This is a genomic window from Pseudomonas purpurea (genome assembly GCF_039908635.1).
Lineage (GTDB): Bacteria > Pseudomonadota > Gammaproteobacteria > Pseudomonadales > Pseudomonadaceae > Aquipseudomonas > Aquipseudomonas purpurea.
Genome location: NZ_CP150918.1, coordinates 4,150,329 through 4,168,439 on the forward strand (window position 1 = coordinate 4,150,329; position 18,111 = coordinate 4,168,439).

Annotated in this window: 20 protein-coding genes, 1 pseudogene and 1 riboswitch; of the genes and pseudogenes, 4 read left to right on the plus strand and 17 right to left on the minus strand. The window is 61.8% G+C overall.

Annotated features, from left to right (window positions below; translation table 11 throughout):
* Positions 1 to 96: 96 nt before the first annotated feature.
* Positions 97 to 579 carry a hypothetical protein gene (locus AABM54_RS18580; protein WP_347901465.1) on the plus strand — a complete coding sequence of 161 codons (483 nt, stop codon included), beginning with the start codon at positions 97 to 99 and terminating at the stop codon, positions 577 to 579.
* 145 nt (positions 580 to 724) lie between these two features.
* Positions 725 to 1,996 carry an outer membrane protein transport protein gene (locus AABM54_RS18585; RefSeq protein ID WP_347901466.1) on the plus strand — a complete coding sequence of 424 codons (1,272 nt, stop codon included), beginning with the start codon at positions 725 to 727 and terminating at the stop codon, positions 1,994 to 1,996.
* 86 nt (positions 1,997 to 2,082) lie between these two features.
* On the opposite strand, the gene AABM54_RS18590 is transcribed toward AABM54_RS18585, so the two are convergent.
* The 14 genes from AABM54_RS18590 to cobO form a co-directional block, all read right to left on the minus strand.
* A complete protein-coding gene (locus AABM54_RS18590) occupies positions 2,083 to 2,634 on the minus strand; it encodes a glutathione peroxidase (RefSeq protein ID WP_347901467.1) in 552 nt (183 codons plus the stop codon).
* A gap of 69 nt (positions 2,635 to 2,703) precedes the next feature.
* Positions 2,704 to 2,826: a hypothetical protein gene (locus AABM54_RS18595; protein WP_347901468.1), complete on the minus strand. Its 123-nt coding sequence runs from the start codon at positions 2,824 to 2,826 to the stop codon at positions 2,704 to 2,706.
* Entirely contained in the window at positions 2,823 to 4,022 is a 1,200-nt protein-coding gene (locus tag AABM54_RS18600) for an MFS transporter (protein WP_347906254.1), read from the minus strand. Before AABM54_RS18600 ends, AABM54_RS18595 begins: the two co-directional genes overlap by 4 nt.
* Before the next feature lie 88 nt (positions 4,023 to 4,110).
* A complete protein-coding gene (locus tag AABM54_RS18605; protein WP_347901469.1) occupies positions 4,111 to 4,515 on the minus strand; it encodes a MarR family transcriptional regulator in 405 nt (134 codons plus the stop codon).
* A gap of 81 nt (positions 4,516 to 4,596) precedes the next feature.
* Entirely contained in the window at positions 4,597 to 5,328 is a 732-nt protein-coding gene (locus tag AABM54_RS18610) for an adenosylcobinamide-GDP ribazoletransferase (RefSeq protein ID WP_347901470.1), read from the minus strand.
* Between the two features lie 2 nt (positions 5,329 to 5,330).
* The gene (gene cobC / locus AABM54_RS18615) at positions 5,331 to 5,906 is read right to left on the minus strand and encodes an alpha-ribazole phosphatase family protein (protein ID WP_347901471.1); all 576 of its coding nucleotides are present in this window, start codon (positions 5,904 to 5,906) and stop codon (positions 5,331 to 5,333) included.
* Positions 5,903 to 6,958: a nicotinate-nucleotide--dimethylbenzimidazole phosphoribosyltransferase gene (gene cobT, locus AABM54_RS18620; RefSeq protein WP_347901472.1), complete on the minus strand. Its 1,056-nt coding sequence runs from the start codon at positions 6,956 to 6,958 to the stop codon at positions 5,903 to 5,905. Before cobT ends, cobC begins: the two co-directional genes overlap by 4 nt.
* Positions 6,955 to 7,476, minus strand: coding sequence for a bifunctional adenosylcobinamide kinase/adenosylcobinamide-phosphate guanylyltransferase (cobU, locus tag AABM54_RS18625; protein ID WP_347901473.1), 522 nt, complete (start codon positions 7,474 to 7,476; stop codon positions 6,955 to 6,957). Before cobU ends, cobT begins: the two co-directional genes overlap by 4 nt.
* Positions 7,477 to 7,626: 150 nt before the next feature.
* Positions 7,627 to 9,078, minus strand: coding sequence for a cobyric acid synthase (locus AABM54_RS18630; protein ID WP_347901474.1), 1,452 nt, complete (start codon positions 9,076 to 9,078; stop codon positions 7,627 to 7,629).
* Complete coding sequence (gene cobD, locus AABM54_RS18635; protein WP_347901475.1) at positions 9,075 to 10,067, minus strand: threonine-phosphate decarboxylase CobD; 993 nt, start codon at positions 10,065 to 10,067, stop codon at positions 9,075 to 9,077. The genes AABM54_RS18630 and cobD overlap by 4 nt, the downstream gene beginning before the upstream one ends.
* Positions 10,060 to 10,968 carry an adenosylcobinamide-phosphate synthase CbiB gene (gene cbiB, locus AABM54_RS18640; RefSeq protein WP_347901476.1) on the minus strand — a complete coding sequence of 303 codons (909 nt, stop codon included), beginning with the start codon at positions 10,966 to 10,968 and terminating at the stop codon, positions 10,060 to 10,062. Before cbiB ends, cobD begins: the two co-directional genes overlap by 8 nt.
* Entirely contained in the window at positions 10,965 to 11,615 is a 651-nt protein-coding gene (bluB, locus tag AABM54_RS18645) for a 5,6-dimethylbenzimidazole synthase (protein WP_347901477.1), read from the minus strand. The genes cbiB and bluB overlap by 4 nt, the downstream gene beginning before the upstream one ends.
* Entirely contained in the window at positions 11,612 to 12,937 is a 1,326-nt protein-coding gene (locus tag AABM54_RS18650) for a cobyrinate a,c-diamide synthase (protein ID WP_347901478.1), read from the minus strand. Before AABM54_RS18650 ends, bluB begins: the two co-directional genes overlap by 4 nt.
* Positions 12,934 to 13,545, minus strand: a complete 612-nt coding sequence (gene cobO / locus AABM54_RS18655; protein WP_347901479.1) for a cob(I)yrinic acid a,c-diamide adenosyltransferase — start codon at positions 13,543 to 13,545, stop codon at positions 12,934 to 12,936. Before cobO ends, AABM54_RS18650 begins: the two co-directional genes overlap by 4 nt.
* A 79-nt stretch (positions 13,546 to 13,624) precedes the next feature.
* Positions 13,625 to 13,842: riboswitch (cobalamin riboswitch) on the minus strand.
* A 154-nt stretch (positions 13,843 to 13,996) separates the two neighbouring features.
* Between cobO and AABM54_RS18660 the strand changes: the two genes are divergently transcribed.
* Together AABM54_RS18660 and AABM54_RS18665 are read left to right on the plus strand one after the other, a co-directional pair.
* Entirely contained in the window at positions 13,997 to 14,581 is a 585-nt protein-coding gene (locus AABM54_RS18660) for a hypothetical protein (protein WP_347901480.1), read from the plus strand.
* Positions 14,582 to 14,647: 66 nt separating this feature from the next.
* Positions 14,648 to 15,962: pseudogene (locus AABM54_RS18665) on the plus strand (sorbosone dehydrogenase family protein).
* Between the two features lie 133 nt (positions 15,963 to 16,095).
* Here AABM54_RS18665 and AABM54_RS18670 read toward each other — a convergent pair.
* From AABM54_RS18670 to AABM54_RS18680, 3 genes are all read right to left on the minus strand, one after another.
* Positions 16,096 to 16,758 carry a class I SAM-dependent methyltransferase gene (locus AABM54_RS18670; RefSeq protein WP_347901481.1) on the minus strand — a complete coding sequence of 221 codons (663 nt, stop codon included), beginning with the start codon at positions 16,756 to 16,758 and terminating at the stop codon, positions 16,096 to 16,098.
* Between the two features lie 15 nt (positions 16,759 to 16,773).
* Positions 16,774 to 17,307 carry a C40 family peptidase gene (locus AABM54_RS18675; RefSeq protein WP_347901482.1) on the minus strand — a complete coding sequence of 178 codons (534 nt, stop codon included), beginning with the start codon at positions 17,305 to 17,307 and terminating at the stop codon, positions 16,774 to 16,776.
* Positions 17,308 to 17,473: 166 nt separating this feature from the next.
* On the minus strand, positions 17,474 to 18,097 hold the full coding sequence (locus AABM54_RS18680) for an NlpC/P60 family protein (RefSeq protein WP_347901483.1): 624 nt from the start codon (positions 18,095 to 18,097) through the stop codon (positions 17,474 to 17,476).
* Positions 18,098 to 18,111 lie beyond the last annotated feature (14 nt).

Sequence of the window (18,111 nt, forward strand, 5' to 3'; positions counted from 1 at the left end):
TCAAGCGGCTTGATCCGCTTCCGGCGAGCCTGAGTCGATTCACAGCTGCCAAGCCCCCTTCAGGTATCGCCGCCCACTTCGTGTTTCGAGGGCCTTATGGGTATCGCCGCCAGCGAACTATGCCGTTATGTGATCCGCCCGACACTGATCTATCTCGGGCGCCACAGCCGGACCGCCGAATCCCTTCTGCTGGGCATCGCCGCCAGTCAGTCCGCCCTGGGCTCAGCCCTGCATGACCGCCGTGGACACGGGCTCTACCGGATTGCCGAGCTTCGTCACCAGGCACTCTGGGACCATTACCTGGCACTGGACCCCGAGCGCGCGAGCCTGGTTCGCGGCCTGGCCAGCCAGCATGCTTTTTTGAGCGGGCCGCACCTGGAACTGACCGTCAACCTGCGCTACGCCACCGCCATCGCCTGGCTGCTGATAGAAGAACAGAACACCCCACTCCCTGAAGCAGACGACCTGCTGGGAATGGCAAGAATCTGGCGTCAAACATTCCAGCCCCAAGGCCGCTTGAGAGATTTCACCTGCGCCTGGCAAACCTGCGTTTGCCCCCTGAACGAACTCGCCTGCTGATCCGCCACTTTTTCAAGATCGCGCAAAAGACGCGAACCTGGTCGGATTGTCCTACAAAACCGCTCTAACTCAAGCGTTACAGCCTATAGCGCTGGAACGAAAATGTTGGTAATTTTCGCCCCGGTGATCACCAGGAGTTCTAATAATGAAAAAAGTAATGCTCAAAACCACCCTTAGCCTCGCCGTGACGTTGGCATCCACGCAGATTTTCGCGAGTGGCTTTGCCATCAACGAACAGAGCATCAGTGGGATGGGCACTGGTTTTGCCGGGCGATCTTCTGTCGCCGACGACGCAAGCACAATTTTTGGTAACCCTGCCGGTATGTCCCGCATCAAGCGCGAACAAGCGACTGGCGGTGTCGCCATGCTCGACGCTCACACCGACATCAGCGACGCACGTTCGCGCCCGAACAAAGGCACCAACGACGGCGACATGGTGCCGTTCATTGCCGTACCTATGGGCTACTACGTCAAGCCAATCGACGACCATTGGGCGTTCGGTATCGGTATGTACGCACCGTTCGGTCTCGTGACCGATTACGAAAAAGGCTTTGCTGGCCGCTACTTCGGCAGCAAGAGCGACGTTAAAGTCATGACGCTGCAACCTACCGTCAGCTATGCCTTCAACGACAAGATTTCGATCGGTTTCGGCCCGACCATCAACCGTATCGACGGCACCCTGGAATCCAACCTGTCGATTACCCCGCGGGCGAATGACGGCAAGGTCAAGATCAAGGGCGACGACACCGCGCTGGGCTACAACATCGGCGTTCTGGCGCAGGTTACCGACAGCACCCGTGTGGGCCTGACCTATCACTCGAGAGTGAAGTACAAGCTCGAAGGTGACACCAAGGTCAACTACAGCGTGCTTGCCGCCGCTGGCCTGAACCCGAGCCAGAAGTACGACGCCTCGCTGAAACTGCAAACCCCTGAGTCGGTAGACCTCTCGGTCACCCACGAACTCGACGACCAGTGGACAATCTACGCTGGTAGCACCTGGACCCGCTGGAGCCGCCTGGAAAACATCACCGTCGAGAACAAAGGCGTTCAGCCGCTGTTGAACGGTCAATTCGGCTCCATCACCGAAGAGCAGAACTGGCACGATACCTGGGCTCACGCCATCGGTGCCTCGTACAAGCTGAACAAGCAATGGGTACTGCGTACCGGTCTGTCGTTTGACCAGGCGCCGACCAACAACGTCGACCGCTCCCCGCGCATCCCGACTGGCGACCGGACAATCTTCAGCCTCGGTGCTGGCTGGAGCCCAACGGACGACCTGACCATCGACGTCGCTTACTCCTACCTCAAGGAAGAAGCCGTCAAGGTCAACAACCACAACAACCGTGGCCAGAGCTACAACGCCAAGTATGAAAACTGGGCAAATGGTTTCGGTGTAGGTGCAACCTACCGCTTCTGATTCACTGCGAGCCCTGGCGGCTCGCCGCCTGAATTGAAAAAGCCCCGCTCTCTGATGAAGAGGCGGGGCTTTTTGATGGACGCCAATCAGGGCTTGGAGGCCAGGGCCTTTTCCACGGCCTCGATGAAATCCGGGCTGTCGGGCTTGGTCAGGCTGGAGAAATTGGCAATCACTTGGCCCTGACGGTCGACCACGTATTTGTAGAAGTTCCATTTCGGCGCACTGCTCTGCTGCGCCAAGGCCTTGAACAAATGGACCGCATCGGCACCGCGCACTTTTTGCGGTTCGGTCATGGTGAAGGTCACGCCGTAGTTCACATAACAGACCTTGGCGGTCTCGGCACCGTCCCCGGACTCTTGCTTGAAGTCATTGGACGGCACGCCGAGCACCTCCAGCCCTTGGCCTTTATAACGCTGATAAAGCGCTTCAAGGCCTTTGAACTGAGGGGCAAAACCGCAAAAGCTGGCGGTATTGACCACCACCAGCGGCTTGCCGGCAAAGCGCTGGCACAGATCGATGGATTCCTTGGCATGCAACTTGGGCAAAACGCCCGAAAGCAATGGCGGGCACTCGGCCGCCAGGGTTGAACCGGCCATGGCCAACAGAACAGCTGGAACGGCTAACCAGCGCATCAGCATGTCGTACGTCCTTGATAGAAATCAGAGGGCGACGTTACTCGCCCTTCCGCAGACCTCGCAAGCAGCGATTCAGCAAACGCCCATGCCCAATTGCATCAGCGCCAGACCGCCCTGATGCCAGCCCCACCAGGCCAGCACCAGCAGCAACGCGCCCAGGCTGGCCACGCCAAGCCACACCGCGACACGATTCACGCCGCGCTCGCCTGCGCTTGCAGACGCGCCACCGGACGCTCGCGCACGGGCCAGTTCAGGGCGGCCGCCAACAGGCTCAATAGAATCGCCACTTGCCATATCAAGTCATAGCTCCCGGTTCGGTCGTAGACCACCCCCCCCAGCCAGCCGCCGAGGAACGAACCCAACTGGTGGAAGAGGAAAACAATACCACCGAGCATAGAGAGATTTCGCACACCAAACAGCGTTGCCACGGTGCCGTTGGTCAACGGCACCGTCGACAACCACAGAAAGCCCATGGCCATACCGAACAGGTAGGCGCTGGTTTGCGTGACAGGCGCCCAAAGAAACAACCCGATGACCACCGCGCGCAGCAGGTACAAACCGGTCAACAGACGTGGCTTGGACATCCGCCCGCCGAGCCAGCCTGCGGTGTACGTACCGAAGATATTGAACAGGCCGATCAATGCCAGCACCGTGGTGCCGACGCTGGCCGGCAAGTGCTGATCGACCAGGTAGGCCGGCAAATGCACGCCGATGAACACCACCTGAAAACCACAGACAAAAAAGCCGAACGCCAACAGCCAGAAACCGGAATGGGAGCAGGCTTCACGCAGCGCCTCGGTCAACGTCTGCTCATGACCCAGCACCGGCAGCGGCTTGTCCTTGAGCATGCTCACCAGCGGCACAATCAGCGCGACCAACAGACCGAGCACCAGCAATGCGCTCGACCAGCCCAGCCAGCCGATCAACCCGAGGGTCCCGGGGAGCATGGCGAACTGGCCGAACGACCCCGCCGCACTGGCGACGCCCATGCCCATGCTGCGTTTTTCCGGCGGTAGCGCGCGCCCCACCACACCCAGAATCACCGAGAACGAAGTGCCCGACAGGCCGATACCGATCAACAACCCGGCGCTCAGCGACAACGTCACTGCCGAGTCGGACAAGCCCATGCACACCAGGCCCACGGCGTACAACACGCCACCGACCAGCACCACTTTCGCGGCACCGAAACGGTCAGCCAACGCACCGGTAAACGGCTGCGCCAGCCCCCAGATCAGGTTTTGCAAGGCGATGGCGAAGGCAAATACCTCACGCCCCCAGCCGAACTGCGCGCTCATCGGCGGCAGGAACAACCCAAAGCCGTGCCGCACGCCCAATGACAACGCAAGAATCAGCGCACTCCCAAGAAGCACCCAACCGCTGGTACGCCACATCGATGTCATTTTTATTCTCCAGTCGCGGGTATATACCCGCTTGAGCTCGGACTTAAATTCGGGCTTACGTTTGGAAAGGCCCGCCACCTCAGGCGAGTTCGTCCAGCAAGGCCAGCAAGGTTGCACGCTTCTCGGCACCCAAACGATCGATCAAGCGCTGCTGCGCCGCTTCCCAGGCAGGCAACGCCGCCGCGAGACGCTCGCTTCCGGCCTGGGTCAGTTGCACGATGCGGTTGCGCTGGTCTTCACCTTCGACCAGCAGCACCAGCCCCTCGCCTTCCAGTACCCGGAGGTTGCGCCCCAACGTGCTGCGATCCAGGCCCATGGCCTCAGCCAGGGTGGAAATGCTCGGCTGGTCCAGCCGCTGCAAGTTGCACAGCAAAGAATACTGGGCAACGTTGATCCCGAAGCCGTCGAGGGCGCCGTCGTAATGCCTGCTGACGCCACGGGCGGCACGACGCAGGTTGGTGCATAAACATTGAGAGGCAAGCATGGTGCGTGTATATACCCGCGAGTCTGTTAAATCAAGTTACAGATTGAGAGCGATGGCGGCTGTAAATTCAAAAAATCACCATCAGACCAACATCAATCCCACCAACACCGCCATCTCCAGCAACTCCAGCAACGCCCCCGCAGTATCGCCCGTCGTTCCGCCCAAACGCTGCAACATCACCTGCCGCAACCAGACAAACATCACCACCGCGATAACAATCGCCAAAACGCCGCCAAAACCGCCGATCAACGCACACGCCAACGCACTGATCGCCATCACCCACCACCCGGCCTTGCGCGGCAAATGATCGGCCAGCGCCTGCCCCAAGCCACCGGCGCGCACATACGGCGTGGTCAGGAACAACCCCAACAGCGCGGCACGGCCGATCAATGGAACGATGATCAAAACAACGCCGTGCCCCTGCTCGATCAACGCCAGCAACGCGGTGAATTTAAGCAGCAACACCAACACCAGCGTGACCACCGCAATCGGTCCGCTGCGCGGGTCTTTCATGATGGTCAATGTACGTTCGCGATCACCGAAACCACCAAGCCACGCATCGGCGCTGTCGGCCAGGCCATCGAGGTGCAAACCACCACTGAGCACCACCCACGCAGTCAGCAGCAAAGCGGCGTGCAACAACGGCGGCGTGCCGTTCAACAGACTGTTCAGCGCCCACAGCAACACGCCGAACAACAGCCCCACCAACGGATAGAACAACAGCGAGCGCCCCAATTCCCGAGGTTGCGGCATGCCTGGCAGACGAATCGGCAAACTGCTGAGAAATTGCAGGGCGATCCACAAGGGCAACACGTTCAGACCTCTTCCTTGAGCAAGCCTTGGGCGTGCACCTGCAACGAAAATAGCGCCCCGTGAGCGACCTCGACATTGAGCAATTGCTCGCGGGGCAAGCCCCGCGCCTGCGCCAGCAACAAACGCATCACTCCGCCATGGCTGACCAGCAACAACCGCTCGCCCGCATAGGCCTGATGCAGCCGCTCGACCGCCGCCAACACGCGTGCAGAAAACGCGATCACCGGTTCACCATCGGGCGGCGTGAAGCCGTAAGGATCAGCCCAAAACAGGCCCAGCGCCTCGGCGTCGGTTTCCATCAACGCCGCTGCGCTCTGCCCTTCCCAGGCGCCGAAATGCAGTTCTTGCAGATCGCGCTCAAGCTGCACCGGCACCCCAAGTTGCTCAGCCAATTCTTCGGCGAAGCGAGCACAACGCTGCAACGGCGAACTGACCACCCGATCCCACGGACCTTTGGCCATCACTGCCCCGCGCATCTGCTTCCAACCCTTGGCCGTGAGGGCGTCGTCGAGGCTGCCACGCAAGCCGCCACCCAGTTCGGTTTCACCATGGCGCAGCAGGTCCAGGCGCAAGGTCATGCCGGGCGATCCGCCACAGCCGCTTCGGCAAAGGTCGCCATTTGCCCGTGCAGATCACACGCCAGTCGCAACAGCGGCACCGCCAGCGCGGCACCACTGCCCTCGCCCAGACGCAACCCGAGTTCGAGCAACGGCTCGGCGCTCAAGGCTTCCAACACATGGCGATGACCAGGCTCGGCACCACGATGGCCGAACAGCAGCCATTCGCGGCAGGCCGGGTTCAGGCGCACCGCCACCAGTGCGGCCACGCTGCAGATGAACCCATCCACCAACACCGCCACGCCTTCCTGGGCACAGGCCAGGTAAGCCCCCACCAGCGCCGCAATTTCAAAACCGCCCAGGTTGAGCAACGTCTGTAACACGTCGCCGCGCTGGCCTGCGTGCAATGCCAACGCCCGCTCGATGACCTGAGCCTTATGGCTGACGCCCGCCGCGTTCAATCCGGTGCCCGGCCCGGTCATGTTGACCACGGGGCAATCAAGCAGCGCGCACGCCACGGCACTGGCGGCCGTGGTGTTGCCAATGCCCATCTCGCCGCCGATAAACAGCTCCGCACCCTCTGCGATTGCCCGATGCACGCTGTCGCGACCGGCCTGCAAGGCTTGCTCGCCCTGGCGCCGAGTCATCGCCGGGGCATGGACGAAGTTCGCCGTACCGGGACCGATATTCAGATGACGCACACCCGGCAGGCTCAACGACGGTGTCACCGTGCCGAGGTCGACCACTTCCAGGCGCGCCTCCAGTTGCCGTGCCAACACACTGATGGCCGCGCCGCCACTGACGAAGTTGTGCAGCATCTGCCCGGTCACTTCCTGGGGAAACGCTGACACACCTTCCGCGACCACTCCGTGATCACCGGCGAAAATCGCAATCCACAGCTGATTCAGGCTCGGCTTGACCCGCCCCTGCAATCCCGCCAATTGCACCGCCACCGCTTCGAGCTGCCCCAGCGAGCCTGCCGGCTTGGTCAGCTGTTGCTGACGGGCCGCCGCTTGCGCGTGGGCCTCGGCGTTGATCGGCTTGCACGGGTTCAGCCACCAGGAGTCAGTCATAACGCAGTTCCTTTCAAAGTCAGGGGCAGGCCGGCGACGGTCAACACAACGCGTTGACAGCGCTCGGCCAGGGCTTGATGCAACCAACCGGCTTCATCGACATAACGGCGAGTCAATTCGCCCAGCGGCACGACACCCATACCGGTCTCGTTGCTGACAAAAATGATTTCCCCCGGCAGCGCCGCCAGGCAATCCAGCAGGGCTTCACGTTCCTGCGCCAGACGCTCGGGGTTGTCGAGCATCAGCAGGTTGGTCAGCCACAACGTCAGGCAGTCCACCAGCAGGCAATGCTCGGCGCGTGCGGTTTCGCGCAGCACGCGGGCCAGTTCCAGCGGTTCTTCGATAAGCGCCCACGCAGCCGGACGACGCTCGCGGTGATGGGCCACCCGCGCATTCATTTCGCCGTCCAGCGGCTGGCTGGTGGCGATGTACGTCACCGCCAGACCGCTGTCGGACGCAAGTTTTTCAGCCAGGCGACTCTTGCCGGAGCGGGCACCACCAAGGATCAGTTGCAGCATGAAGGTATCCTGAAAAATATTCGGTGAGGCAACTCGCCTATTCGCGGGCAAGCCCGCTCCCACAGTTGATCTCGAATGAACACAAATTTTGAATACGCCTCGTAACCCTGTGGGAGCGGGCTTGCCCGCGAATGCGTCCTCAAAACCACCTCAAAACCCACAGAGTTCACGTAACAGCCCGGTGTCCAGGTGCTTCTCCACCAAGTCCGCCAACCGCTCGATATCACGCTCGCGCAGGGCGTGATAATCGACCTCCTGCACGTTCTGCAAACCGGCCCAGCGCAACAGCGCGCTGCACGCGGGCGCCGACTCGAACACGCCATGCAGGTACGTGCCGAACACCTGCCCGTCCGCGCTGTGTGCGCCGTCGCTGCGACCGTCATCCAGCAGCACCGCCGCGTGTTCCAGCGCCGGCCCGGTGGTCACGCCAGCGTGAATTTCATAGCCGCTGACCTCAGCGTTTTCCAGGGCCAGACGCCCGCGCACGTTGCGCAACTGCTTCTCTTCTTCAAGCACCGTTTCGAACGCCAGCAACCCCAGACCGGCACTGGAACCCGGCGCGCCTTCCAGCCCCAACGGGTCGTGCAACTGCTCGCCGAGCATTTGCAAACCGCCGCAGATGCCCAACAGTTTTCCGCCGTAACGCAGATGCCGGGTGATCGCACTGTCCCACCCATTGGCCCGCAGATATGCAAGGTCGCTGCGCACACTTTTTGAACCGGGAAGGATCATCAGGTCAGCAGGCGGGATCGGCTGGCCAGGCCCGACAAATTGCAGATTGACCTGCGGGTGCAGGCGCAACGGATCAAAGTCGGTGTGGTTGCTGATGCGCGGCAGCACCGGCACCACGACGTTCAGCACCTGCTCGGCTTTGTCGGTCTGGCGCTGGTCGATGCCGTCCTCGGCTTCCAGGTGCAAATCCATCACATAAGGCAACACGCCAATCACCGGTTTGCCGGTGCGCGCCTCGAGCCAGTCGAGGCCCGGTTGCAGCAAGGCAATGTCACCGCGAAAACGGTTGATGATGAACCCCTTGACCCGCGCCTGCTCGCTGGCCGACAACAGCTCCAGGGTGCCGACCAAATGGGCAAAGACACCGCCGCGATTGATGTCGGCGATCAATATCACCGGGCAATCCACCGCTTCGGCAAAGCCCATGTTGGCGATGTCACCGGCTCGCAGATTGATCTCGGCCGGCGAGCCCGCGCCTTCAACCATGACCACCGGATACGCCGCGCTCAGGCGTTGATGGGACGCCAACACCGCTTGCATGGCGATGGCTTTGTAGTCGTGATAGGCGACTGCGTTCATCGTGGTCACGGCGCGGCCATGGATGATCACTTGCGCGCCCGTGTCACTGTTGGGCTTGAGCAGCACCGGGTTCATGTCAGTGTGCGGCTCAAGGTTCGCCGCCTGCGCCTGCACGGCCTGCGCCCGGCCGATCTCGCCACCGTCGGCGGTCACCGCACTGTTGAGCGCCATGTTTTGCGGCTTGAACGGCACCACGCTGACACCCTCACGGCTCAGCCAGCGGCACAGCGCCGTCACCAGCGTACTTTTGCCTGCATCGGAAGTGGTGCCCTGCACCATCAGCGTGCTCATGGAACATCCTTGCGGTAGGCCGCGAACGCCTCGTCGAGGCGCAGCCAGTCGGCTTCATCGGCCGGCAAGCCGAAACGCAGACTGCTGTTGTGGGGGAACAGACGCAGCAAAATGCCGCGTGTGGCCATGAATTCGTGAAGCTGCCCGGCGCGGTCGGTGATCAACCACTGGAACAACGCACACCCGCCCTGCGGCTTGAAGCCGTAGCGCTCAAGGAGCAACGCCAGGCGCTGGCTCGCCGCCTCGCTGCGCTGGCGTTGTTGTGCGTGCCCGGCGGTATCGCGCAAACACACCTGCCCCAGAATCCGCGTCGGCCCACTGACCGCCCACGGCCCGACTTGCTCGGCCAGCAATTTGAGCAACTTGCGTTCGGCCAACACAAACCCCAAACGAACGCCGGCCAGACCAAAGAACTTGCCGAACGAGCGCAAAATAATCAGCCCGACTTTGTTCGCATGGGCAGACAAGCTCAGGTGCGGAGTGTTGTCCATAAAGGCTTCGTCGACCACCAGCCAGCCGCCGCGCTGGGCCAGCCGTGCGTGCCAGTCGAGCAAACGCTCCGGGGTCAGGCTCAGGCCCGTCGGGTTGTTCGGGTTGACGACCACCAGCACGTCGAGGCTGTCGAGAAAGAAGTCGACTTCCTGTTCCGTCACTTCGCGAACGATGTAGCCACTGCGGCGCCAGGCTTCGGCGTGCTCGGCGTAACACGGCGACAGCACGCCCACCTTGCCGGCGCGACGCAAACGCGGCAGCAACTGGATCGCGGCTTGCGAGCCCGCCACCGGCAACACTTGGGGCGCGCCGTAGTACTCGCAAGCGGCCTGCTCCAGGCCATCGTCGGTTTCCGGCAAGCGGGCCCAGGCTCGCAGCGGGATCTCCGGGATCGGCCACGGCCAGGGCGCGAGGCCGCTGGACAGGTCAAGCCAGTCGGCTTCGGCGATGCCATAGGTGAGCGCCGCCTTGCGCAAACGGCCACCGTGCTCAAGCATAGAACTCAACCCCCAGGCAGAGAATCAGCAGCCATAACCATACCCCGCGCTGGACCAATTGCCAGCCACGGTCAATGGAGTCGGCGTCCGCCGGCACGCCTTCACCCAAGGTCGGGCGCTGATGCAGCTCGCCGTGATAAATCGCCGCGCCGCCCAACTCCACACCCAGCGCACCGGCACCCGCCGCCATCACCGGCCCGGCATTCGGGCTGTCCCACATCGGCCCCTGAGTGCGCCAGCATTTGAGCGCCAGACGGGTTTTACCCAGCAACGCGTAGGTCAAGGCCACCAGCCGTGCAGGAATGTAGTTGAGCACGTCATCGATCTTCGCCGCCGCCCAGCCGAAACGCTCGAAGCGCTCGTTGCGATAACCCCACATGGCATCCAGCGTATTGCTCAGGCGATACAGCACCACCCCCGGCACGCCCGCGACGATAAACCAGAACAACGCGGCGAACACCGCATCGCTGCCATTCTCCAGCACCGACTCGGTGGCAGCGCGGGCGACTTCGGTCGAGTCCAGTTCGGCGGTCTGACGGCTGACCAGGTAACTGACACGCTTGCGCGCCTCCACCAGGTCATCGCTGCGCAGCGCCTGGGCGACCGGCTCGACGTGTTCACCAAGGCTGCGCAAACCGAGGGCGCAGTACAACGCCAGGATCTCGACGATCCAGCCGATGTACGGCAACCAGGCAAACGCCGTCGCCAACAAGGTCAGCGGCAACACCGCCAACACCCAGGCCGTCACGCCGTGGCTGCGCCAGCCACGACCGCCGGAATTGAAACGTTGCTCGATGCGGTCGGCAAAACGGCCGAACGCCACCAGCGGATGCCAGCGTTTGGGTTCGCCCAGCAGCGCATCCAGCGCCACCCCGGCGACACTCAATAACGCCACACTCATTGACTCACTCCCCAATAATTCTCATACAACAGTTCATTCAGCGGACGCGGTTGCGCCCACCCTTCAAGCACCAGCATCGGCGCCGGATAAAATGCCTCGACCGGCCCCAGGCACAACACCGCCAGCGGCTTGGCGCCGGGCGGCAAACCGAGCAGGTCGGCCAGGGCCTGCGGCTCGAACAACGACACCCAGCCCATGCCCAGCCCTTCGGCGCGGGACGCCAGCCACAGGTTCTGAATCGCACAGGACAACGACGCCATGTCCATTTCCGGCAAGGTTCGACGCCCGAAAATGTGCCGCTCGCGATCCTCCATCAACGCGGCCACCAACACTTCGGCGCAATCGTTGATGCCTTCGACTTTCAGCTTCATGAATTCATCGGAGCGTTCGCCCAGCGCTTCGGCAGTGCGTACCCGCTCTTCTTCCACCAGTTGCTGGATCTTGCCGCGCAAGGGGCGGTCGCTGATGCGGATGAAACGCCAAGGCTGCATCAGGCCGACACTCGGCGCCTGATGCGCCGCTTCAAGCAGACGTCGCAGTAGCTCGGGGTCTACCGTGCCGCCGCTGAAATGACGCATGTCGCGACGTTCGCCGATAGCCCGGTAGACCGCTGCGCGTTCGGCTTCGGAAAATGCATTGTCGGTCATGGCCTGCTCGCGATGGCGACCTCGGATTCAGGTAGGAACAGTGCGGCGACCGCTTTCGGATTGGACGGAAAGTAAAAGTGCACATAAGAGGCGGTCATCCGCCCGTCACGGTAAACCGCTTCCGCCCCGCGCCCGCCGTTGGGGCTCAGCCCACGGGCAATCGGCTCAAGCTCAGTGCTCGTCAACGAGTGGTGATAGGTGTGCCCGCGCAGCGAGCCTTCCGGCAGCTCAACCGCTTGCAATGCCAGCGCGGCAAGTCGCTTCTGCATCACCGCGTCACCGGCCAGCAAACCGACCAGCTCGACACGCGTACCCTCGACATCGGTCAACGAGTCGAGCAGGTACAACATGCCGCCGCACTCGGCCAACAACGGCTTGCCCGCCTCGTGGTGCGCGCGAATCGCCGCCAGCATCGTGGTGTTTTGCGCCAGCGCCACATGGTGCAATTCCGGGTAGCCGCCCGGCAGGTACAGGCTGTCGGCATCCGGCAACTCACGGTCATGGATCGGCGAGAAGAACAGCAACTCGGCGCCCATCGCCCGCAGCAGGTCCAGACTCGCGCCATAAGTGAACGCAAACGCTTCATCGCGGGCCACGGCAATGCGCACGCCGGCCAGCAATGGTTCGGCGACAATCACCTCGGGAGCGGCGAATTCGACGGCGGGTGGCAACGCCACTTCGCAACTGCTGGCCAGGGCCTCGGCCGCGGCGTCGAGACGCGCGTCCAGGTCGTTCAGCTCGCTCGCCTGGACCAGCCCGAGATGGCGGCTCGGCAGCTCGATCCCGGTTTCCCGGGACAGGGCGCCATACCAACGCAGCCCTTCGGTGAGGCTGCCTTCCAGCAATTGCGCGTGGCGCAAGGTGCCGACACGGTTGGCCAGCACCCCGGCAAACGGCAGGTCCGGCTGATAGCGCGCCAACCCCAGGGCCAGTGCGCCAAACGTCTGGGCCATGGCGGTGCCGTCAATCACACCGAGCACCGGCACTCCGAAGTGGCGCGCCAGATCGGCGCTGGACGGCGTGCCGTCGAACAGGCCCATGACGCCTTCAATGAGGATCAGGTCAGCCTCGCCTGCGGCTTCCCACAACAGCCGACGACTTTCCTGCTCGCCAACCATCCACATGTCCAACTGATACACCGGCGCACCACTGGCGCGCTCCAGAATCATCGGGTCGAGAAAGTCCGGGCCGCATTTGAACACACGCACCTTGCACCCCTGATTGCGATGCAATCGGGCCAGCGCGGCGGTGACGGTGGTCTTGCCCTGGCCGGAAGCCGGCGCAGCGATCAGGACCGCCGGGCAATGACGTGGCTCACTCACAATTCAACGCCTTTTTGCGCCTTGATACCGGCCTGAAACGCATGCTTGACCATGCCCATTTCGGTGACCGTATCGGCCTGCTCGATCATCTCGGGTTTGGCGCCGCGACCGGTAACGACCACGTGCTGCATCGGCGGGCGGGCCTGCAAGTCGCTGAGCACCTGGTCCAGGTCCAGATAACCGTGCTTGAGGGCGATGTTCAGCTCATCGAGCACCACCAGGCCGATGGTCGGGTCACGCAGCAGTTCGCGCGACACTGCCCAGGCCGCCTCGGCGGCGGCGATGTCACGCTGGCGATCCTGGGTTTCCCAGGTAAACCCTTCGCCCATGACGTGGAAACGTACTTGCTCGGGGAAGCGCCGGAAGAACAGCTCTTCGCCCGTGCTGTTGCGGCCCTTGATAAATTGCACCACGCCGCACTGCATGCCGTGGCCCATGGCCCGCGCCAGCATGCCGAAAGCGGAACTGCTTTTGCCTTTGCCGTTGCCGGTCAGCACCAGCATCAGGCCGCATTCATTCGGCGAATTGGCAATACGTTCATCGATTACGGCTTTTTTACGCAGCATGCGCGCCAGATGGCGTTCGTCACGATCAGGGGAATCAGTCATGGGGAGCTCTCCGTTGAGGCGGGGTAACGGCGGGCGGGCATAGCAATAGACGGCAAGAAGCCTGGCATCGCCCACCGTGATGCCGCTGGATGGATCAGGCCGGTCTCCGGGCTCATGAGCCGCAGTTGCCGACTGCGCGCCTTCCCGTATCGACACTCGACACAGTGGCACCAGGCGCAGTCTTGACTCATTTACCGTTGCGGGGGCAGCGCCGGGATCATGCGAAACACTCACCGGCTTCCCTGTTTCACTCGGTCGACCCATGGGTCACAGAGCACCTGAAACAAGTCGCGAAGGTTAGAGGGTTGGGGATGGAGCGTCAATTAAAGCCAGACGCCAATACCCGAGGAAAATTGGCCTGAATCAATTTACTGACGCCAATCTTGTGCCACACTCAGAGCAGTGATATCAAATCGCCATAACTCCAAACCACAAGAACAAGGTGAGCAACATGCAAGGCATGATCATCAGCAATCCGAAACTGGAATTCCTGCGCCCGGTGCTGGAGCGCTGGTTTGACTGTATCGATCGCTACAACGCGGTGCGCGGCGATAACGAAACCCCTTACTGGTTCGACGAACGCGCCAACCTCGGATTGCTGTCTGCCGCAGCATGGATGGCCGAACTGGCCACGCTGGAGCAGGCCCCGACAAAAAAACAGATCGAGGAAGGCGAACGCAATGGCCGCGCCGATCTGTACATCGCCAGCAAAGAGGAACGCGCCTATCTGCAAGCCACCCAGCGCTGGCCGCGGGTCAGTAACCTCAACCTGACACAGGCCCTGCAAGACGCCGTCAGCGACGCGAAGAAAATCGGCTACGCCAGCGACCTGAAACTCGGCTGCCTGTTCGTTGCGCCACAAAAGGCCCAGCACAGCGCCACTCCAGAAGAACTCCAGGACATGGTCGACGACCTGCAAAAGGAACTGACCTGCGCCGTGGCCTGGTACTTCCCGTATGCCTACCGCAAGCTGCACAACGATGCCGGCAACTACCACCCCGGGATTGCCGTCCTCCTCAAGGAAGCCCGCGGCTGACCGATTGAACCATCCGGCCGTCAGGGTCCTCTATGATGCAGGCACTGCATTCATAGGGAGATCCACATGCTCAAGCCTCAACATGTCCTCGTCATCGCCATCGCCGCAGGGATTGCTGCCTGCGGTGAGACGTCCAACCTGCAAGTCTCGGACGGTACCGGGCCATCGCCCACACTGCCGGAACCGAACAAAGCCCTGATCCCGACGGTGAACATCGCCCCGGCGGTCGGCTGGACCAAGAGCGCAAAACCGATTGCGGCGCCAGGCACACACGTCGCAGCCTTCGCCGAAGGCCTGGATCATCCCCGCTGGCTCTACGTGCTGCCCAACGGCGATGTGCTGGTGGCTGAAACCAACTCGCCACCCAAGTCCGACGACGGCGCCGGTATTCGTGGCTGGATCGCCGGCAAAGTCATGGGGCGCGCCGGCGCCAGCGTACCCAGCGCGAACCGCATCACCCTGCTGCGTGACAGCAACCACGACGGCGTCGCCGAAACCCGCACGGTATTCCTGGAAAACCTCAACTCGCCGTTCGGCATGACTCTGGTCGGCAATGACCTGTACGTTGCCGACACCGACCGCTTGTTGCGTTTCCATTATGAAAGCGGCGAAACCGCCATCACGTCGCAACCGACCAAAGTCGTCGATTTGCCGGGCGGCGCGCTGAACCATCACTGGACCAAAAACGTCATCGCCAGCCCGGACGGCAGCAAGCTCTACGTCACTGTCGGCTCCAACAGCAACGTCGGTGAAAACGGCCTGGACCAGGAAGAAGGTCGCGCCGCCATCTGGGAAGTCGACCGCGCTACCGGTAACCACCGCATCTTCGCCTCAGGGCCTGCGCAACCCCAACGGCCTGGCTTGGGAACCGCAGACCGGCAAGCTCTGGACCGCCGTCAACGAACGCGACGAGATCGGCAGTGACCTGGTGCCGGACTACATCACCTCGGTGAAGGACGGCGGCTTTTATGGCTGGCCTTTCAGCTATTACGGCCAACACGTCGATGTGCGCGTCACGCCACCCAACCCGGACCTGGTAGCCAAGGCTATCGCCCCGGATTACGCCGTCGGCCCGCACACGGCGTCGCTGGGGCTGGCCTTCGCCGAGGGCAGCAAACTGCCCGCGCCGTTCACCCAAGGTGTATTCATCGGCCAGCACGGCTCCTGGAATCGCAAACCGCACAGCGGCTACAAAGTGATCTTCGTACCGTTCAATGCCGGCAAGCCGAGCGGACAACCGGTGGATGTGCTCACCGGTTTCCTCAACAAAGACGAAGAAGCCATGGGCCGGCCGGTGGGCGTAGTGATCGATCAGCAGGGCAGTTTGCTGGTGGCTGATGACGTGGGGAATAAGGTGTGGCGGGTTTCGGCCGCCCAATAAGTCCTCCAACGCCAACACATAACCAATGTGGGAGCGGGCTTGCTCGCGAAAGCGTTCTAACATTCAACATCAATGTTGACTGTCAGTCCGTCTTCGCGAGCAAGCCCGCTCCCACATTAATCGGGGTCAGCGCCTACCTTTTGCGGCAAAGGGTTAACCCATCTCCGATCGGCAACAGTGACAGGTCGACACGCGGGTCATCCTTCAAGGCACAATTGAGCGCCTGGATGGCTCGGGTGTCCTCGCTGTCGGAATCGACCTCCAGCACTCGCCCACTCCACAGCGTGTTATCGAACACCGCCAACCCGCCCTGGCGCAGCAGCCGCAAGGCGCTCTCCAGATACGCCGGGTAATTGGCCTTGTCGGCATCAATGAACATCAGATCGAAGCAACCGCCCAGCCCTTGCTGCTCGAGTTGAGCCAAGGTTTGCAGTGCCGGCGCCAGGCGCAACTCGATGCGTTCGGAAAATCCCGCTTCCTGCCAATAGCGCAGCGCCGTCGCGTTGTAGTCACCTGGTATATCGCAGCAGATCAACGAGCCGTCATCGGGTAATGCCGCCGCCATGCAGAGAGCGCTGTAACCGGTGAACGTGCCGACTTCCAACAAGCGCCTGGCGCTAGTCAGCTTGACCAGTAACGCGAGGAACTGCCCCTGCTCGGGTGCGATTTGCCAGCGAGCGTTGGGCAACGCTTGGGTTTCGTCACGCAAACGGCGCTGCAACGGCGTTTCACGCAGGGAAACGTCGAGCAGGTAGTGGTAGAGTGAATCATCGAGATTAAGCGTGCGAGTGGTCATGACAACCTCTGCGAGCTAGGGATTGTGCGCCAGATGTTCGGGGGTCAGCACCCGTTTGGCACTCAGATAGGCTTTTTGCCAATAGGCCTTGGACAGGCTGTCCAGCTTCACCGTGCCGCCCGTGGCCGGCGCATGCACGAAGCGACCTTCACCGACGTAGATCCCGGCGTGGCTGACCTGAGAGCCGCCATTGGTGGCGAAGAAGATCAGGTCGCCGGTTTGCAGGGCTTCTTTGCCAATGCTCGGGGCTTGCATACCGATCATTTCGCGAGTCGAACGCGGCAGGGAGATACCGGCCGCATCGCGGTAGACGTAGCCGATCAGGCCACTGCAATCAAACCCCGAATCCGGCGTATTGCCGCCCCAGCGATAGGGCGTACCGACCAGGCCCAAGGCGCGAAACAGTACGTCTTCAGCGGCGGGCGAAAAAGTTTGGGAGGGCGCGAATACCGGCGCCCGGACCACTTTGGCAGGGGGTGGCGTACGGATGGCGCAGGCGCTGAGCAGCGCGACGAAGCAGATGAGTATGAGGCGGGCCGACGTCGACATATGCAGAACAATCCTGATCTGGATGCGGCTTTCTCTGCCGTGAGGCTGAAAACAAAACCGCGTAAGCAAGGCTTACGCGGTTAGTTAATCAACAATATGTCTGGATTCTAGCGGCTGCGCGTCAAACTTCAAGTAAGACTTTAAGATAGCCTTACAAATTGACTGATTACTTGCGCGCGGTGACCGTTGTCGGGGCCATGGCGAGTGCACGCTTGGCTTCGATGAAGGTCTTGCTCCAGTAGCTGTCGCCCAGGCTATCGACCCGGACACCACCACTGCGGCGGCTGCTGGAGTGGATGAACTGGTCATCACCCAGGTAGATCCCGGCGTGACTGACACGACCGCGACGACCATTGGTAGCGAAGAACAACAAGTCGCCCGGTTTCAGGTTTTTACGAGAAACCAGCGGGGCATCCACGTTGATCATTTCGCGAGTGGAACGCGGCAGGTTCATGCCCGCCTCTTCACGAAACAGGTAACCGATGAAGCCACTGCAATCGAAACCGGCTTCAGAGGTACCGCCGAAACGGTAACGGGTACCGATCAGGGACATGCCACGTTCGAGGATGCTGTCGGCCAGAACCGGAAGCTGGTAGGACTTGCCATCGGCGAAGTCGGAGAGCTCTTTTTCGGTGGCCAGTTCTTCCTGGTAAATAACGGAAGACTGAGCAGTAGAAGAATTTTTAACCTGTTGTTGCTGCTCTTGCTGGGACACTGGAGAGTGTGCAGCGCAACCGAACAACAGGGTGACAAGTGCGAGAGGCACGAGGGGTGCGAAGCGATTTAGCATGGGCACGACCGTGG

Coding starts and splice junctions, on each gene's coding strand:
- AABM54_RS18580 (WP_347901465.1), top strand. CDS start 97: ATGGGTATCGCCGCCAGCGAACTATGCCGTTATGTGATCCGCCCGACA.
- AABM54_RS18585 (WP_347901466.1), top strand. CDS start 725: ATGAAAAAAGTAATGCTCAAAACCACCCTTAGCCTCGCCGTGACGTTG.
- AABM54_RS18590 (WP_347901467.1), bottom strand. CDS start 2,634: ATGCTGATGCGCTGGTTAGCCGTTCCAGCTGTTCTGTTGGCCATGGCC.
- AABM54_RS18600 (WP_347906254.1), bottom strand. CDS start 4,022: ATGTGGCGTACCAGCGGTTGGGTGCTTCTTGGGAGTGCGCTGATTCTT.
- AABM54_RS18605 (WP_347901469.1), bottom strand. CDS start 4,515: ATGCTTGCCTCTCAATGTTTATGCACCAACCTGCGTCGTGCCGCCCGT.
- cobC (WP_347901471.1), bottom strand. CDS start 5,906: ATGACCTTGCGCCTGGACCTGCTGCGCCATGGTGAAACCGAACTGGGT.
- cobT (WP_347901472.1), bottom strand. CDS start 6,958: ATGACTGACTCCTGGTGGCTGAACCCGTGCAAGCCGATCAACGCCGAG.
- cobU (WP_347901473.1), bottom strand. CDS start 7,476: ATGCTGCAACTGATCCTTGGTGGTGCCCGCTCCGGCAAGAGTCGCCTG.
- AABM54_RS18630 (WP_347901474.1), bottom strand. CDS start 9,078: ATGAGCACGCTGATGGTGCAGGGCACCACTTCCGATGCAGGCAAAAGT.
- cobD (WP_347901475.1), bottom strand. CDS start 10,067: ATGCTTGAGCACGGTGGCCGTTTGCGCAAGGCGGCGCTCACCTATGGC.
- cbiB (WP_347901476.1), bottom strand. CDS start 10,968: ATGAGTGTGGCGTTATTGAGTGTCGCCGGGGTGGCGCTGGATGCGCTG.
- bluB (WP_347901477.1), bottom strand. CDS start 11,615: ATGACCGACAATGCATTTTCCGAAGCCGAACGCGCAGCGGTCTACCGG.
- cobO (WP_347901479.1), bottom strand. CDS start 13,545: ATGACTGATTCCCCTGATCGTGACGAACGCCATCTGGCGCGCATGCTG.
- AABM54_RS18660 (WP_347901480.1), top strand. CDS start 13,997: ATGCAAGGCATGATCATCAGCAATCCGAAACTGGAATTCCTGCGCCCG.
- AABM54_RS18670 (WP_347901481.1), bottom strand. CDS start 16,758: ATGACCACTCGCACGCTTAATCTCGATGATTCACTCTACCACTACCTG.
- AABM54_RS18675 (WP_347901482.1), bottom strand. CDS start 17,307: ATGTCGACGTCGGCCCGCCTCATACTCATCTGCTTCGTCGCGCTGCTC.
- AABM54_RS18680 (WP_347901483.1), bottom strand. CDS start 18,097: ATGCTAAATCGCTTCGCACCCCTCGTGCCTCTCGCACTTGTCACCCTG.